We start from the raw sequence: 17,706 nt of genomic DNA, 5'->3' as shown, positions 1-17,706 counted from the left end.
TCTTACGAGAGAATATGGTGGAGGGGGACGGATTCGAACCATCGAAGGCGGAGCCGGCAGATTTACAGTCTGCTCCCTTTGGCCACTCGGGAACCCCTCCAGGGTGTTTTTCTTTTCAATTTTGAAAAGACTTAACTGACGTTTTCCCAACGCATCAATCAAGGGTTTCTCTTACGAGAAGAATATGGTGGAGGGGGACGGATTCGAACCATCGAAGGCGGAGCCGGCAGATTTACAGTCTGCTCCCTTTGGCCACTCGGGAACCCCTCCAGAGTATTTTTCTTTTCATTTTCTGAAAAGCTTAAGTGATGTTTTCCCAACACATCGCTCAAGTGCGGAGCGCATCTTATCAAACTCGCTCTCTCTGTAAACTGTTTTTTTAGCAAATTGAATCGAATGATGGCTTTTTGGGCAAAGACGCAAATAATTGACCATTTTAGCTGCTTAAGTCACAGCGAACCTTACACTTTTACTGGCAATCTTTACGTTCCTTGACGTTTCAGTTGCGTATAACTCGCTACAATATAAACGGATTTTTTAGACACTAAGCCAAATCATGAACAAAAACACTGTACTTTCATTGACCTTACTGACCCTGCTAATGAACAGCGCTGTGCTATCGGCCAAAGAGCCAAACCAGCCGCCCGCGATTTCTGTTGTGACAGAGTCGGTTCAATCCCAGCAAATTTCTCAATCTCTTTCTGTTGTGGGTAAGCTTAAAGCCGAGCAATCGGTCGACATTGCCGCCGAAGTGGCGGGTAAAGTGGACATGATTGCGGTGCAAGCCAATCAGCAAGTTAAAAAAGGTCAGATTCTGATCAAATTGGATGACGACAAAGCTCAAGCGGCCTTGGTGGAAGCGAAAGCTTATTTACAAGATGAGCAGCGTAAACTGACGGAATACGAGCGCTTGCTAAAACGTAATGCGATTACGCCCACGGAAATTGATGCACAGCGCGCCCGCGTGGAGATTGGTCAAGCGAGATTGAATGCCGCTCAGGCCAATTTGGCCGATTTACACATTACTGCTCCTTTTGATGGCACGGTTGGGTTTATCGATTTTAGCCGCGGTAAGTGGGTGAGCGCGGGCTCTGAATTACTGACGCTGGATAATCTTTCCTTGATGCAGCTCGATCTGCAAATTCCAGAACGTTATCTGCCACAGTTAAGCAAGGGCATGAAGGTGCAAGGCAGTAGCGAAGCGTGGCCAAACGTGCAGTTTGAAGGTTCGGTGGTGGCTGTGGATTCGCGTATCAATCAAGAAACCTTAAATTTACGAGTGCGCGTGCATTTCCCCAATCCAGATCAGCGCCTCAAGCCGGGCATGTTGATGTCGGCACGCATCCATTTCCCCGCTATTAGTGCGCCGATTATTCCTGTGCAGGCCCTTGAGTATTCCGGCACCAAACGTTTTGTTTACGTGATTGGTGAAGGCAATGTAGCCAAACGACGTGAAGTGAGTCTGGGCGCTCGGGTTGAAAATCAGGTCGTGATTGAGAAAGGCTTACAGATTGGTGAGAAAATTGTCGTTCAAGGCATAGTCAATATGCGTGACAACGCGCGTGTTAGCGAAGTCACCGTAGAAGGGCGTCCGCTGAAGAAGGATGACAAATAATGTGGTTGTCAGATGTATCGGTAAAGCGCCCTGTCGCGGCGTTAGTACTGAGTATGTTGCTGTGCGTGTTTGGTGTGGTCTCTTTCACTAAACTCGCAGTACGTGAAATGCCGGATATTGAAAGCCCTGTGGTATCGGTTTCCACCCGTTATCAAGGCGCTTCGGCCACCATTATTGAAAGTCAGATCACCAGCGTGCTGGAGGATCAATTAGCGGGCATCAGTGGGATTGATGAAATTACCTCAGTTAGCCGCAACGGAATGTCTCGTATCACGGTGACTTTCGAGCTTGGTTATGATCTCAATACGGGTGTGAGTGACATTCGTGACGCGGTAGCTCGGGCGCAGCGTTCACTGCCTGAAGAAGCGGACGATCCGCAGGTGTTCAAGAATAATGGCTCTGGTCAGGCGTCGGTCTATATCAATCTCAGCTCCTCAGAAATGGATCGCACTCAGTTGACCGATTACATCGAGCGGGTGTTGCTCGATCGGTTTAGCTTGATCTCCGGTGTGAGTTCGGTGGATGTCTCTGGCGGCCTCTATAAAGTGATGTATGTACGCATCAAGCCAGAACTGATGGCGGGGCGCGGCGTTGCGACCAGCGATATTTCCGATGCACTCAACAAAGAGAACCTCGAAAGTCCCGGAGGTCAGGTTCGCAACGATTCGACCGTGATGTCGGTGCGTACCGCGCGTGGTTATCAATCTGCTGAAGATTTTGAGTATCTGGTGGTGAAACGTGCCAGTGATGGTACACCCATCTACCTCAAAGATGTTGCGGATGTGTTTATTGGGGCGGAAAACGAAAACTCGACTTTTAAAAGTGATGGCATCGTCAACGTGAGCATGGGCATTGTGCCGCAATCCGACGCGAACCCGCTGGAAGTGGCGAAGCGCGTGCATGAAGAAGTGGATAAGGTTCAGCAGTTTTTACCCAAGGGTACCCGTTTAGCCATTGACTATGACTCAACGGTGTTTATTGAGCGCTCAATAAGCGAGGTGTATAGCACACTCTTTATCACGGGTGGTTTAGTGATTTTGGTGTTGTACATTTTTATCGGCCAGTTGCGAGCCACCTTAATTCCTGCGGTAACGGTTCCGGTTTCGCTGATCTCGGCCTTTATGGCTGCGTACTACTTCGGATTTTCTATTAACCTCATCACCTTAATGGCGCTGATCTTATCGATTGGTCTGGTGGTCGATGATGCCATCGTGGTCGTTGAAAACATTTTTCACCACATTGAACGGGGCGAAAAACCTCTTTTAGCCGCCTACAAAGGCACACGAGAAGTTGGCTTTGCCGTGATAGCCACGACTTTGGTGCTGGTGATGGTGTTTCTGCCGATCTCGTTTATGGATGGGATGGTCGGACTCTTGTTCACTGAGTTCTCCGTACTACTGGCGATGGCAGTGATTTTCTCTTCTCTGATCGCGTTAACGCTGACGCCTGTGCTTGGCAGTAAACTTTTAAAAGCCAATGTAAAACCGGGACGTTTTAATCAGTTGATTGATAGGCTGTTCGCACGACTGGAATCGGGCTATCGCCAAGTGGTAAGCCGAGCCATTCGTTGGCGTTGGGCGGCGCCGGTTGTGATAGCGGCTTGTATTGGTGGTAGTTATGGTTTGATGCAGCTGGTGCCAGCTCAGCTAACCCCTTCTGAAGATCGCGGTGTGATTTTCTCTTTTGTGCGTGGTGCTGATGCCACCAGTTATAACCGCATGGCGGCTAATATGGATTTGGTTGAGCAGCGGTTGATGCCCTTATTGGGTCAAGGCTTTTTGAAATCGTTTAGTATTCAATCACCTGCTTTTGGTGGTAACGCCGGTGACCAAACCGGTTTCGTGATCATGATCCTTGAGGATTGGAATGATCGCACCGTTACTGCTCAGGAAGCATTAAGCCAAGTACGTAAAGCCTTAGCGGGCATTCCTGATGTGCGGGTATTCCCATTCATGCCCGGTTTTCGTGGGGGCTCTAATGAGCCTGTACAGTTTGTGCTTGGTGGCTCGGATTATAGCGAGCTCAAAACGTGGGCTGAGAAGTTAGAAGAGGAAGCGGAGAAGTCACCGTTTATGACGGGGACTGATATCGATTACTCAGAAAAAACGCCAGAGTTGGTGGTGACGATTGATAAGCAGCGCGCGTCGGAATTAGGGATCAGCGTAAAATCGATCTCCGATACGTTAGAGGTGATGCTGGGCGGCAAAAAAGTGACGACCTTCGTTGAGCGTGGTGAAGAGTATGATGTGTATCTGCGCGGGGATGAAAACAGCTTCAACAATGCGGCGGATTTAAGCCAAATCTATATGCGAACCGCAACCGGTGAACTGGTGACACTGGATACGGTGACGCGCATTGATGAAGTGGCGTCAGCGATTCGTTTGGCGCACTACAACAAACAGAAATCCATCACCATTACCTCAAACCTAGAAGCTGGGTACACGTTAGGGCAAGCGCTCGATTTTCTTGACCAAAAGGCGCAAGAGATACTGCCAAGTGATATCTCCGTTAGCTACTCGGGTGAGTCGAAAGATTTCAAAGAGAACCAATCAAGCGTGGCCATTGTGTTTGCTCTGGCGCTATTGGTTGCCTATTTGGTGTTGGCTGCTCAGTTTGAAAGCTTTATCAACCCGCTGGTGGTGATGCTGACTGTACCTATGGGGGTGTTTGGTGGTTTCCTTGGTCTGCTTGTGATGGGACAAGGGATGAACATTTACAGCCAGATTGGCATGATCATGCTGATTGGTATGGTAACCAAAAATGGCATTTTGATTGTCGAATTTGCTAACCAACTGCGCGATCGCGGTGTTGAGTTTGAAAAGGCGATCATTGATGCATCGGCGCGCCGTTTGCGTCCGATCCTGATGACGGCCTTTACGACACTGGCCGGTGCCATTCCTTTGATTGTTTCAACAGGGGCAGGCTATGAAAGCCGAATTGCGGTTGGTACGGTGATTTTCTTTGGGATGGGTTTTGCAACCTTAGTGACCTTGTTGGTGATTCCTGCCATGTACCGCTTGATTTCCGGCTCAACTCAAGCGCCCGGTCATGTTGAAGCAGAGCTTAGCCATGAGCTACAGCAAGATGTAAAAGGTCGTATCCAGCATTAATTCACTCTTCAAGCACCACCGCTAAGTGCGGTGGTGTGCTACCCCTTCCAAATCAAGCAATCAATAACCTATCTTGGTTTGCACTTGAGGGCACAGCAGTGTTGACTACGTTCCTGCCCCCCAATCATAGAGTTTGTTTATGCTCATAGGAATGAACGTACATGCTGCCTACCTGCAAGCTCAAGTAGTTTGAGTCTATTTTCAAATGTTCTTCCTGAAATAAATTACGCATAACGAGGATGTCAATCTTCATTTCTTAGTAAATATCCTCTGTCGTATTATTGATTCAAATCGATGACTTTTATTACTAATAAAATAAATAAAACTACTTTCATTTTACTGCTTTAGTTCTAATTAATATCCAGCTCAATTATGAGACAGACATTATTGGTAAGCTTGGGATACTCTGATAGTGAGTAGGTTGCGTATTATTTTAATGATATTAAATCATGTGCGTATTTGAGATATGAAGGTTAAAGATTTTTCAGTATTGGTAGTTTGTACGGGTAATTTGTGTCGTTCACCGATGGCAGAGATTATTTTACGCGATAAGATCCAGCAGAAACGGTTGAATATCCAAGTACGTAGTGCAGGTACGCTAAATACAGGAAAAAAAGTGCCGGATGGAAAAGCGTTACAAGCGGTGAAGCATTACGGGTATAGCTGTATCGTCAATCCAGTACAGCAAATTACTCAGCAAGATTTTATCGAGCATGATGTTATCTATGCCATGGATAAGACCAACCTTGCTGATCTGCTTGATCTCTGTCCGACAGAGCATAAAAACAAGTTAGCGCTTTTCCTTAGTAAGGCGAATCGTCAAGAAAAAGAAGTACCCGATCCCTATCGGCGCAGCAGTGAATTTTTTCAGCGTACAGTATTGTTGATTGAATTGGGGGCGATTGCGTTAGTTAATTCTTGGCAAGAGCAGGGATTAGCCAATCTGCACAAAGGCAATGTATCTCAATAACACAACAGAACTTTGATTATTTTTAAAGGGCAAGTTGAAATAAAAAACAAACTAAAGTTTAGATAATAATTAAACTATTTAATTATTAATCAAATTAAAACCAAGGCTATAGGATTATTTTATCTTGTAAAGATAACCAGCAATGACAACAGATTTTAATAATACGCTGACATACATTTGTAATCTCTCTCATTGAGATTAAATAAATACAACAACACGAAATAATTCAGTGTTTGCTTATGTATATGTTCCTCATTTAAGGAGCAGTGGGTTTCTATCGCTTGAATTTTGTGAAATTTCTTTTTTAAAGAGGATGTGGGGAAGTGAAAAAAGTTCTCATCGTATTTGGTACGCGCCCAGAAGCGATCAAAATGGCGCCTCTGGTGCAGCAACTCTGTCAGGACAATCGTTTTGTCGCCAAGGTATGTGTAACGGGCCAACACCGTGAGATGTTAGATCAGGTATTAGAGCTGTTTTCGATTACGCCTGATTTTGATCTCAACATCATGGAGCCAGGGCAAACACTCAGTGGCGTGACCAGCAAAATTTTGCTCGGTATGCAGCAAGTGTTGAGTAGTGAACAGCCGGACGTGGTTTTAGTGCATGGTGATACCGCTACCACTTTTGCTGCCTCTTTAGCCGCGTATTATCAACAAATTCCGGTAGGTCATGTTGAAGCGGGTCTGAGAACGGGCAATATCTATTCCCCTTGGCCTGAAGAGGGCAATCGCAAACTCACGGCTGCACTCACGCAGTACCACTTTGCACCTACAGATACTTCGCGTGCCAATCTGCTGCAAGAAAACTACAACGCAGAGAATATTTTCGTCACTGGCAATACGGTGATTGATGCGTTGTTGGCTGTGCGCGAAAAGATCCATACCGATATGGATCTACAAGCCACTCTAGAGAGTCAGTTTCCAATGTTTGATGCGAGCAAAAAGCTGATCTTGGTAACAGGACACCGCCGTGAAAGTTTTGGCGGTGGCTTTGAACGTATTTGCCAAGCGCTGATCACTACCGCAGAGCAGCATCCCGAATGCCAAATTTTGTATCCCGTGCATCTCAATCCGAATGTGCGTGAACCAGTCAATAAGCTCCTAAAAGGTGTCAGCAATATTGTCTTAATTGAACCGCAGCAGTATTTGCCTTTCGTTTACTTGATGGATCGCGCGCACATTATTTTGACTGACTCTGGCGGCATTCAAGAAGAGGCACCCTCGCTGGGTAAGCCCGTGCTGGTGATGCGTGAAACGACTGAGCGTCCGGAAGCGGTAGCCGCGGGCACGGTGAAATTGGTCGGCACCAACCAACAACAAATTTGTGATGCGTTAAGCTTACTACTGACTGACCCACAGGCTTATCAAGCCATGAGTCAGGCACACAACCCTTATGGGGATGGTAAAGCATGTCAACGTATTGCGGACATTTTAGCGAAATAGACTCATCAGGGGATGACAGATGTTTAATAAAGTTTCAGTGATTGGCCTAGGTTATATTGGTCTGCCAACAGCAGCCGTTTTGGCCTCTCGTGGTTTGGATGTGGTCGGTGTTGATGTCAATGCTCATGCAGTGGACACCATTAACAAAGGCGAAATTCACATTGTGGAGCCGGATCTTGATATCGTGGTACGCAGTGCTGTCATGACGGGAAAGCTCAAAGCGACATTAACCGCAGAGCCAGCTGATGCGTTTTTGGTGGCTGTTCCTACACCTTTTAAAGGGGATAACCACGAACCGGATCTTAGCTACATTGAAGCGGCGGCAAAAACCATCGCTCCCGTTCTAGCTAAAGGGAACTTGGTGGTTTTAGAGAGTACTTCCCCAGTAGGCACAACCGAAAAATTGGCGCAATGGCTTGCAGAAGCGCGTCCGGATCTGACGTTTCCTCAGCAAAAAGGCATCGCTGCGGATGTGAAGATTGCGTACTGCCCAGAGCGTGTGTTGCCAGGTTATGTCCTACAAGAGCTTGTGAGTAATGACCGCGTGATTGGTGGCGTGAGTAAGGCTTGTAGCGAAAAGGCTGTCGCCTTGTACAAAACCTTTGTAAAAGGTGAGTGCATTGTCACCAATGCGCGTACGGCGGAAATGGCTAAATTAACCGAAAACTCATTCCGTGATGTCAACATTGCCTTTGCCAATGAACTCTCTTTGGTGTGCGAGAAACTGAAAATCAATGTATGGGAATTGATCCGCTTAGCCAACCGCCATCCTCGTGTGAGTATTCTTAACCCAGGCCCTGGTGTCGGTGGTCACTGTATTGCGGTTGATCCGTGGTTTATCGTTAATAGCTGTCCAGATGAAGCACAATTGATCCGTACTGCACGTGAAGTCAATGATGGCAAACCTCATTGGGTTGTGGATCAAGTTAAACAAGCGGCTGACCAATTCAAAAAGCCAATCATTGCTTGCTTAGGCTTAGCGTTTAAAGCGGATATTGATGATCTGCGTGAAAGTCCAGCCTTGGATATCACTAAACATCTGGCTGAAAGCAAAGTGGGTCAGTTGTTGGCGGTTGAACCTAATATTACTGAGTTACCTAGCAAACTTGCGAAGCAAGGTATCGAGTTGGTTTCTCTAGAGCGCGCGCTTGAGCTCGCCAATATCGTTGTCGTGCTGGTCGATCACAAAGAATTTAAAGCGGCGGATAAAACTGAGTTTGCTAAGAAAGTGGTGATTGATACTCGCGGAGTGGTGGCATGAGTTCACCTTGGGAGCTGATTAAAGCTGATCTTTATCGGCATACTGGGCAGGTAAGTATTGGGTTAGTCGTAAAGCACCTACTACTCAATGCGGGTTTCGCCTACATGTTCTGGTTTCGGTTATGTCGTAGCAAGAATGTGTTGATCCGCACTGTAGCTCGTCTTATGCATCGCATTCTGTCAGTGCGTTATCAGATCCAACTCCCAAAAGAGACTCAAGTCGGCCCGGGGTTATACCTCGGGCATGCCACTGGGGTCATTGTTAATAGTACCGCTAAGATTGGCGCCAATTGTAATTTGAGTCCCTTTACTGTGATTGGCTCAAATCAAGGACAAGCCGCAACGGTAGGGGACTGTGTATATATTGGTCCGCATGTCTCGATCGTTGAAGATATCACGATTGGCGATGGTTCTATCATTGGTGCGGGGAGCGTCGTCATTCGTGATGTTCCCCCAAACTCGGTAGTCGTGGGTAACCCCGGACGCGTACTAACAAGACCAAGCCATCAAACCTATATTCGCCACACCGCGCCATTGGAAAGTAAGTCATGAGTAAAATATTGCTTATCATGCCACTCTCTACGCTCAATTGGGGGGAGAAAAATCTTGGTGGTGTGGATTCAGTATGCCAAATGTTGGTACGTCAACTCGCTCAGCAAGAGCGTCCATACCATTACCGAGTGTTAGCGTTTGATCCGCTCAACAATCACTCTTATTCAGGCGAGATTATCCAGTTGTCAAAACATCTGGAAGTGGTGATTTGTCCGTTGCGGGAAAAGCGATTTGGGCTGCCTTTGCCTAGCTTATTATCCAATTGGCTCCGCATCCAAGAGCAACTGAAAGACTATCAGCCAGATTTGGTTCACTCTCATCTCAACAGTTGGATGGTGGGACTTGGGCAGAAAACTCGTAATGTGTTGACCTTGCATTCTTATCGCAAGATTGGGCGTAAGCCAGTTTCAAAACTCAATGATTTTGTTTATGAACAAATCATTCCATGGGTAAGTAATTTTTCCGTCGATTTTTATACTTGTGTTGGCGAAGAGTTGCGTCAAGCGTTATCTCTGGAGACGAATAAGTCAATTCAAGTGATTGGCAATCCAGTCGATCCTGACTATTTCTCTGCCAACTCTGCGAACCAGAATCTGCCCCAGAATGAAGTCAATTTAGTTACTTGTGCATTGATTACTCGACGCAAGCGTATTGATCGAGCCATTGTATTACTGCGTGAGCTAAAACAGCGAGGGCAAGCGGCTACTTTACGTATTATCGGACCCAATATGGATTCTGCTTATTACGCGCAATTGCAACAATTGATCAAAGAGTATGAGCTTGAACAAGAGGTCATTTTTCTTGGCAAACTTAATCAGCGTGAAATTGTACAACAGTACCAACAAGCGAATATTGGAATATTTACGTCACAACAAGAAACGTTCGGCTTAGCGCCATTGGAAATGATGGCGGCGGGCTTGCCATTAATTAGTACTCCTGTCGGGATTTTAGGTGAACGGCAAGCAACGTTTGACCAGTTAGGGGTGGTTTTTATGCAAGAAGGGCAGGAAGCGATGATTGCTGAGCGAATCAGTCAGATAAAAATAACGGATACCCAAGCGATTCAAACCTATTTGCGCGATCAATTCGCAGTAGAAAATGTGATTGAACATTACCAGAATCTATATCGAGAGGTACTGAGTTGATTGCTAGTCTACTCAAATATGCTCCTGTTCAGGTCTTTTCCGCTCTGAGTGTCTTTGCTCTGATCGCTGTACAAACTCGCTTTCTCTCTCCGGAACATTATGGTGTGTTGGCGGTAGCGATGGTGGTGCTCGAACTCGTGCGTGCTTTTAGTGCTCAGTGGCTCAACACGTCGATGTTACGTCTTTACCCTGGGTATTCAGATAGGGAGCAAGTCCAACTCGTTCAAAGCATTTCACTGCTGGTCATCATCGGATCTTTGCTTGGCTTTATTGTTATTGCCGCGACTTTATTTATTTATCAGCAATTGAATTGGGAACGATTATTGGTACTGAGTGCTTTATTGTCGGTTAAATCGATATTTCAATACCAGTTAGAATTAAGTCGCTTAAATGAGCGATTGAGCGTTTATCGTCAAGCGACCGTATTGCAGTCAATTTCAGCGGTAGTGCTCTCCATCCTTTCGCTCTCTTGGGCGGCGACTATTGAGTCTACGTTATTTGCTTTAACCTTGAGCTTTGGCATTGGGGCTTTGTGTCTGGGTTTACCTCAGCGGCCTAAATGGCATATTGCAATGTTAAAGCGTTTGCTTGCTTATGGTATTCCGATCATGTTGGCTGGGGGAATTGGTGTACTTGGTGGACGAATCGATCGTTTATTTATCGCTCATTTTGTTGGGATGAATGAAACCGGTGTTTATGCTGCGCAAGCTAACTTATTGATGGGGGTTTTGGGGCTCGTTTTTATGGTGATTTCTATGCCTCTCTACCCTAACTTAGCCAAACATGCGGAAGATAAAATCGCTCTTGTGAGTCAGCATAAAACCTATCTGCATTTACTGGTTACCCTTACTTTTCCAGCTTTACTTGGTCTTGGCATATTACAAGATGAGATCATTAGGCTCTTTTTGGGTGAGCAATATCTGAGTCGTTCTAGCGAACTATTCTGGGTGTTAGCGATCGCTGTTTATCTGATTAATTTTAAAGGTCATTACCTTGATCATGGTTTACAGTTTCTATTACAGACTCGCAAGCTGCTATGGGTTTCTCTCTCGGGCTTAATCGCGAGCATTTTCCTACTACCTTTGATGCTCAATCAATTTGGCATGTTCGGCGCGGCTATCACCTTGCTTATAGTGAGCGGCTTAGTCGCAATACTCTCTTTTATTAGCTCATGGCGATCGGGGTATCGTTATGCTATCGGCATGGATGGCATCAAAGTGATCATTTCGGCACTGCTGATGGGTGGCTACTTATACCTAGTGAAACAGTGGCCATTGGCGATCCATTCGTTATTCGCTCTAGCCTTTTATGTCACTACCTCATTGTTGTTTTATGGTATCTGTTTGTGGTGCTTGAATGCTTTTAATGCACGTCAGCGTTTATTCTCAATCTGGAGGCCTAATTGAGCGAACGTAATCTCAATCGATGGATGATTCTGATTATCCTCAGTGCGTTTCTGTTGGGGGCTTTTTTACTCGAAAATATGGGTATTCAGTACGTTTCAGAAGGCGGAAGCCCCATACTCAAAATTCATGTCTATTCCTATTTGACTATGGGGATTTTTGCCCTGTTGATATTACGGGTAGGACTTTTCAATCTTATTAAGCCTTTGAATGAGCTTAAAAAGGCATGGTGGCTGGCCATAGTATCTATGCTGGCCGTTATTTTATACGGCTTTATGCGATTCGGTACGTCGGGACTCGCTTATCTTATCGATACGATTTTTATCCCTTTGGTTTTGGTTCCTATTGTATACGGGTTATCCGATACAGCTAAAAATCGATTACTTACTCTACTCGGCTATCTTCTATTTCTTAATGCTTGTATTGCTATTATTGAGCTTATATTGGCGCAGAGTATTGTGGCGGTAGAGATTGGAAGTTTTTCAACTTTCCGTTCGACCGCCTTTTTGGCGCATCCACTGAACAATGCGCTCATTACGGCGTCATTAACGCCGATTGTGATGCGTTATACACGAATTCCGGTGGCTTTGTATGTCTCTGTTATCGTGCTAGCCCTGTTTGCTTTTGGAGGGCGAGCTGCGTTGGGGATTTTCCTATTGGGGAATTTTCTGATGCTGTTACCTAAATTACGTGCCTTTTTAGGCCAAGGCGTTCGTTACCATAAGTTGAAATTCGCTTATCTGCAGGCCTTAGTCTATTTCTCTGTAATTGCCGTTATTTTGACCCTGGTGTTAAGTCCTATAGGTGAGCGAATACTGTCTAAATTGTATCTCGACAAAAGCGCCGAAGCGCGATTCGATGTTTTTATTTTGCTTGAACAGCTTTCACCTTCGGAGTGGGTATTTGGAGCCTCTCATGGATTACTGAGTGATATTGCCTTTTATATCGGGATCAATGTCGTGGAAAATTATTTAATTGGCTGGGTTCTTAACTTTGGCTTACTAGGGGCGGTCGGTTTATTACTGGCAACTTACACTGTTCCAGTGCGCTTGATTTACCGACAAGAACTTCCTGCTCAAGTTGCTTTACTCAGTTTTATGTTGATATCACTGACTAACAATGCGCTAACGGTGAAGACTCCTGCACTCGTGTTATTCGTTGTCGCTTTAGTTTGTCGTTATCGTTCATCTGATCGTTCGTTGGCGAGCAAGAGTCATTAGGAGATAAGAAATGTGGTTGTACCGTGTTGGCCATTTCTTCCATAAGCGCCGCATACCTCTATTACCTCAGGTCTGTAATGGTTTGATTCGTTTGGTTCATAATTGTGCCGTCTATAGTCAGTCTGAAATTGGTAAAGGGACTGTCTTTGGCTATGGAGGGATTGCAGTTGTAATTCATAAGCGCTGTGTAATCGGTAAAGAGTGTGTGATTGGGAGTAATGTGACTATTGGTGGCCGTTCTCGTTCACACAATGTTCCAGTGATCGGTAATTATGTCTATATCGCCACTGGGGCAAAAGTACTGGGTGATATTCGAGTCGGTGATGGAGCCGTGATTGGTGCGAATGCTGTGGTACTTGAAGATGTCCCGCCTTACAGCGTTGTGGTCGGAATGCCCGCCAAAGTGATCAAAACAAATATTAATCCCAAGGACTTTTACTGATGTTTACCAGTTCACTTTATGTTAAAGCACCAATCTGGCTGCAAAATGTCATGCTTTCTGTGCGGGCGCTGTCACGCAAAATGGTCAGAGAAAATGGTGAGATGCGCGCGGTGTTGCAAGAGATCCAAGCTAACGAGTTTTCACGTACTCATTTAGCGGATTATCAACACAAGCAGCTACAAAAAACCTTGGCGAATGCTCGTAACCATGTGCCGTTTTATCAGGATTTAGAGGTGCCTAATCTTGAGCTTGAGGCTTTCCCTTATCTGGATAAATCCGTATTACGCCGTGATCACAAACAGTTTATCTCACAAAATAAACCGTCAGTGGTGGTGAAAGGGGCGACCAGTGGCACAACGGGGACACCTTTGACTATTTTGCAAGATAGGCATTCGGTTATTCGTGAACAAGCCTTTGTCGAAAGACAGTTGGCTTGGGCGGGATATCGTAAAGGGGATAAACGAGCGTGGATCCGTGGCGATATGGTGGTGCCATTAAGTCAAAAGCAAGGACCATTCTGGCGCTACTCTTGGTTTGAGCAGATGATAGTGCTTTCCTCTTTCCATCTGACACCGCAAACGATGTCGAGTTACCTGCAAGCCATGGTCGATTTTGGGGTTGAAGTGATTCAGGCATACCCTTCTTCGATTGCTACGTTAGCCCGCTATTTAGAAGCCAACCAAAGCTATTATCCGGCGAAGCTTAAATCCATTATCACTTCATCAGAATCGTTGTCAGCAGAAGATAGGCAGGTGATTGAGACACGCTTTGGTTGCAAAGTTTTTGACTGGTATGGCCTATTTGAGCGAGTGGCTGCGATAGGGCAGTGTGAGCATGGTCGCTACCATTTGCTCTCCGACTATTCACATGTGGAATTGTTAGCTGCAGGCGACGGGCGTTACGAGTTGGTCGGCACTAACTTTAATAATCAGTATTTCCCTTTGATCCGCTATAAGACCGGTGATCATGTGCATTTATCTGAAAACGAGGCCTGCCCTTGTGGTCGAGTCTTTCCTGTGATCGAGCGTATTGAGGGAAGGATTGGTGATTATCTCGTCGGTGAAGACGGTCAAAAAGTGCATATTCTTAACCATATACCCAAAGGTATCGCTGGGATTATGGCATGCCAATTTGTGCAGAGTGAACGAGGGCAGATTGTAGTGAAAGTGGTGGCTGATGCTGAACAATTTAATCAAGAGCAGCAAAAACAGTTAATCAGCAATACTCAAGCTCGCTTAGGAAGCTCGCTCAATGTCACGATAGACATAGTGTCAGCACTTGAGCGCAATGCAAACGGTAAGATTCGCCAAGCGATTTGTACTATCAAGGATGTATTGTGAGAAAAGCGATTAATCTAATGGTTGCCACCGATCGCAAAGGTCAAGGTGGTGTGGCAACAGTGGTCTCAACCTACGCGGATTGTGGTTTTCTAGAAGAAAACCACATCAAGTTGATTGCCTCACACTCAAGTTTGGACCACGGGCAGAAATGGCGAATGACATTGCGCTTTATGCTGGCACTCTGCCAATTGTTGTACTGCTTTATGCGTTACCGAGTCGGCATAGTGCATATTCACATGTCATCAAGGGGAAGCTATCGACGTAAGTCTGTGATTGTGCGTCTGGTTAAGCTTTTGAAAGGAAAGGTTATTTTGCACTTACATGGTGCCGAGTTTCGTGATTTCTATCGAGATGAGTGCAATATGGATCAGCAAAGGCATATTCGACACACTTTTGCTCTGGCGGATCATGTGCTGGTTCTTTCAACTCAATGGCTCGCATGGCTACAAGAGGTAATAGGTAGAACACAAGGCGTTTCTGTTCTGTATAACGCCGTACCCAGTTTGGCTTTAGATCGCCACCTTGCTCAACCTGGCCGTATTGCCTTCCTTGGCCGTTTAGGGAAGCGCAAAGGAGTCGGTGATTTGATTCAAGCCTTTGCGTTAGTTAAGCAGCGCAGCCCTGAAGCACAGCTGTATCTTGCTGGCGATGGTGAGATTGAAACCTATCAAGCGATGGCTGAGCAGCTTGGCTTGAACGGGTCCGTTCACTGTTTAGGCTGGATAGCTGGCGAAGCTAAGCTCAAATTATTGACCCAAACTGATATTTACTGCTTACCCAGTTATAACGAAGGTTTTCCTATGGGCGTTATAGAAGCTATGTCGGCAGGTATTCCCGTCGTCGCAAGTCGAGCGGGCGGAATCCCTGATGCGATCAGTGATGGTGAGCAAGGTCGTTTAATTGAGGCCGGTGATGTGGTTGCTTTAGCGCAAGCACTCGGAGATCTGATTGAACAGCGTGCCGAAAATCAACGTATTGCGACCGCGGCGAAGCAAAAGTTTGCTGAAAACTTCTCTTTGCAAGCGGTGATCCCGCGTCTACAAACACTTTACGATGAGCTTTTAAAATCATGAAATCAACGACTGTAGCTGACATTAGCCAATGTTTATTGAATAAAGCTCGTACAGAACAATTCGCAGGATACGACCCTTTTGATGGGCTCAATTCAAGCTGGTTCAAGCGCTTACCGATAAGCAAAGATTCGACTTTTGGTTTAGCGTGGATCCAGTTGTTCAAACGCTCTCCGATTAATCTTCGCCCATGGCTAGGTGTACCCAAAGCGCGAAACCCTAAAGGCGTGGCTCTGTTTATTCTCGGATTAATCGAAGAGTATCAAGTGACAAAAGATCCCGCTTTGCTCACAGAAGCGGAGCAGCTGGCGCAGTGGCTAGTGACTCAGCGTTGTGATGAGCAAATCTGGCATGGTGCCTGTTGGGGATATCATTTTGATTGGAAAGCGCGTGCATTCTTTGTTCCTAAGGGGAAGCCGAATGTGATCACGACAGTCTATGTCAGTCGTGCCTTACACCAATTGGGGCAACTGACGGGGCGAGCTGACTGGGTCGACTTGGCGCTGCGCAGTGGTGATTTTATTGCTGGCCATTTATTGACTCAAAATGAGAGCGGGGAATTTTTTGCGTATATCCCCGGAGAAACGGCGTTTGTGCACAACGCCAGTTTGTGGGCTGCTGCTTGGCTGGCTGTGGTTGGCCGAGAAATGTCTCGTCCAGATTACACCGAGTTAGCATTACGTATTGCTCGAAACAGTGTGCAAGCACAAGCCTCTGATGGATGTTGGGCCTATGGCACTCGTCATCATCATGGATTTATTGACGGATTTCATACGGGCTACAACTTAGAAGCGCTACACCTTATACGAACGACTTTAGCGACAAACGAATTTGATGAGGTGATTGCACGCGGTTTTCATTTTTACAAGCAGCATCTATTTGAAGCCGATGGAACGGCGAAGTATTACCACAACAATCCTTATCCACTGGATCCGCATTCAGTATCACAGGCCATTATTACCTTACTCAGTGTTGGTGGTGAGGAGAGTGATATTGTTTTGGTTAAACGCGTCATTCAGCGTGCTATTCAAACGCTATACATGCCTGAGCGGGATCAGTTTGTTTATCAACGTAACAAACGTTGGGTTAACCGAATTCACTACGCGCGCTGGACACAGGCGTGGATGTACTTTTCATTCCGTTTTTATTTAAGAATTACCAATGAGGAATAACCGATTGAAACGCATTAATTTTCTGGGTAGCCCGATGGATGTGGCTTCGATGAGTGAAACGGTTGCGCTGATCCGCGATCGCATTTTGCGCCAAGAGTTTACCCAGCACGTGGTGGTCAATGTCGCTAAGTTGGTCAATATGCGTAAGGATCCGGAATTGGCTCAGTCCGTGACCGAGTGTGACATTATCAATATCGATGGTATGGGGGTGGTTTGGGGGGCACGCTTTTTAGGTCACCACGTTCCCGAACGAGTGGCGGGCGTTGACCTATTTCTTGAGCTCAATGCAATGGCCGCACAAGAACAAATGCCCGTATTCTACCTCGGTGCAAAGCCGGAGATTGTTGAAAAAACGGCAGCCGTGATGCAGGCAAAGCACCCACAATTAGTGATCGCTGGTTATCACCACGGTTATTTTTGGGATGATGAGCAAGCGATAGTTGAAAAAATCCGTCAGTCAGGTGCAAAACTTCTGTTTGTGGCGATCACATCCCCGAAAAAAGAGAACTTTATCAACCGCTGGCAAGAGCAGTTAGGGGTGTTATTTGTGATGGGGGTTGGCGGGACATTTGATGTTGTCGCCGGTCATGTTTCTCGGGCTCCCTTATGGATGCAAAAAGCCGGATTGGAATGGTTATATCGTGTATTACAAGAACCCGGAAGAATGTGGAAGCGTTATTTAGTGACGAATACTCGTTATGCTTGGTTGTTACTTAATGAAAAAATAAAACGAAAGGTCTAAGGTTGGTGTGAATAATAAGCCTTTAGTTTGATTTATTTTGGTGGTGGTGTTGGTTGAAATAAATTTACCTATTATTAATGCTTAGCCAATGTGATTGTCTTAGATTTGATAAAGGCTGATCCTTTAATAAAAATTGGATGTGTTTTTTACATTTATCAATTAGCCTTGTTTTGTAGTCGTGTTGTATAGCAACGCGTATAAATAATGGTTGTCTAACTTTAAA

The 17,706-nt window shown here is 45.8% G+C and carries 14 protein-coding genes and 2 tRNA genes; 14 read left to right on the top strand and 2 right to left on the bottom strand.

Annotated features, from left to right (window positions below; genetic code table 11):
• Positions 1-15: 15 nt before the first annotated feature.
• A tRNA-Tyr gene (locus CEQ48_RS14325) sits at positions 16-100 on the bottom strand.
• Between the two features lie 85 nt (positions 101-185).
• Positions 186-270, bottom strand: a tRNA-Tyr gene (locus CEQ48_RS14320).
• Between the two features lie 286 nt (positions 271-556).
• Between CEQ48_RS14320 and vexG the strand changes: the two genes are divergently transcribed.
• The 14 genes from vexG (at position 557) to vpsK (ending at position 17,483) form a co-directional block, all read left to right on the top strand.
• Entirely contained in the window at positions 557-1,615 is a 1,059-nt protein-coding gene (vexG, locus tag CEQ48_RS14315; RefSeq protein WP_089071705.1) for a vibriobactin export RND transporter periplasmic adaptor subunit VexG, read from the top strand.
• Positions 1,615-4,725: a vibriobactin export RND transporter permease subunit VexH gene (gene vexH, locus CEQ48_RS14310; protein ID WP_089071704.1), complete on the top strand. Its 3,111-nt coding sequence runs from the start codon at positions 1,615-1,617 to the stop codon at positions 4,723-4,725. Before vexG ends, vexH begins: the two co-directional genes overlap by 1 nt.
• A gap of 466 nt (positions 4,726-5,191) precedes the next feature.
• Positions 5,192-5,695, top strand: a complete 504-nt coding sequence (gene vpsU / locus CEQ48_RS14305) for an exopolysaccharide regulatory protein-tyrosine phosphatase VpsU (RefSeq protein WP_089071703.1) — start codon at positions 5,192-5,194, stop codon at positions 5,693-5,695.
• Positions 5,696-6,018: 323 nt separating this feature from the next.
• Positions 6,019-7,137, top strand: a complete 1,119-nt coding sequence (gene vpsA / locus CEQ48_RS14300) for a UDP-N-acetylglucosamine 2-epimerase (non-hydrolyzing) VpsA (RefSeq protein ID WP_089071702.1) — start codon at positions 6,019-6,021, stop codon at positions 7,135-7,137.
• A 19-nt stretch (positions 7,138-7,156) separates the two neighbouring features.
• Entirely contained in the window at positions 7,157-8,398 is a 1,242-nt protein-coding gene (vpsB, locus tag CEQ48_RS14295) for a UDP-N-acetyl-D-mannosamine dehydrogenase VpsB (RefSeq protein WP_089071701.1), read from the top strand.
• Entirely contained in the window at positions 8,395-8,949 is a 555-nt protein-coding gene (gene vpsC, locus CEQ48_RS14290; protein ID WP_089071700.1) for an exopolysaccharide biosynthesis acetyltransferase VpsC, read from the top strand. The genes vpsB and vpsC overlap by 4 nt, the downstream gene beginning before the upstream one ends.
• Positions 8,946-10,094: an exopolysaccharide biosynthesis glycosyltransferase VpsD gene (gene vpsD, locus CEQ48_RS14285; protein ID WP_089071699.1), complete on the top strand. Its 1,149-nt coding sequence runs from the start codon at positions 8,946-8,948 to the stop codon at positions 10,092-10,094. The genes vpsC and vpsD overlap by 4 nt, the downstream gene beginning before the upstream one ends.
• Entirely contained in the window at positions 10,091-11,500 is a 1,410-nt protein-coding gene (gene vpsE, locus CEQ48_RS14280) for an exopolysaccharide biosynthesis flippase VpsE (RefSeq protein WP_089071698.1), read from the top strand. Before vpsD ends, vpsE begins: the two co-directional genes overlap by 4 nt.
• Positions 11,497-12,717 (top strand): exopolysaccharide biosynthesis protein VpsF, encoded by a 1,221-nt coding sequence (vpsF, locus tag CEQ48_RS14275; protein WP_089071697.1) that lies wholly within the window; start codon positions 11,497-11,499, stop codon positions 12,715-12,717. Before vpsE ends, vpsF begins: the two co-directional genes overlap by 4 nt.
• Positions 12,718-12,727: 10 nt before the next feature.
• Positions 12,728-13,159 (top strand): exopolysaccharide biosynthesis acetyltransferase VpsG, encoded by a 432-nt coding sequence (gene vpsG / locus CEQ48_RS14270; protein WP_000266826.1) that lies wholly within the window; start codon positions 12,728-12,730, stop codon positions 13,157-13,159.
• Positions 13,159-14,499 (top strand): exopolysaccharide biosynthesis protein VpsH, encoded by a 1,341-nt coding sequence (vpsH, locus tag CEQ48_RS14265; protein ID WP_089071696.1) that lies wholly within the window; start codon positions 13,159-13,161, stop codon positions 14,497-14,499. Before vpsG ends, vpsH begins: the two co-directional genes overlap by 1 nt.
• Complete coding sequence (gene vpsI / locus CEQ48_RS14260; protein ID WP_220125356.1) at positions 14,496-15,572, top strand: glycosyltransferase family 4 protein; 1,077 nt, start codon at positions 14,496-14,498, stop codon at positions 15,570-15,572. The genes vpsH and vpsI overlap by 4 nt, the downstream gene beginning before the upstream one ends.
• Positions 15,569-16,741, top strand: a complete 1,173-nt coding sequence (gene vpsj, locus CEQ48_RS14255; RefSeq protein WP_089071694.1) for an exopolysaccharide biosynthesis protein VpsJ — start codon at positions 15,569-15,571, stop codon at positions 16,739-16,741. The genes vpsI and vpsj overlap by 4 nt, the downstream gene beginning before the upstream one ends.
• Positions 16,731-17,483: an exopolysaccharide biosynthesis glycosyltransferase VpsK gene (gene vpsK, locus CEQ48_RS14250; protein WP_089071693.1), complete on the top strand. Its 753-nt coding sequence runs from the start codon at positions 16,731-16,733 to the stop codon at positions 17,481-17,483. The genes vpsj and vpsK overlap by 11 nt, the downstream gene beginning before the upstream one ends.
• Positions 17,484-17,706: the final 223 nt, after the last annotated feature.

This window comes from Vibrio tarriae (genome assembly GCF_002216685.1).
Lineage (GTDB): Bacteria > Pseudomonadota > Gammaproteobacteria > Enterobacterales > Vibrionaceae > Vibrio > Vibrio tarriae.
The sequence above is the reverse complement of the archived record's forward strand: the minus strand, read 5'-3'. Positions and strand labels throughout refer to the sequence as shown.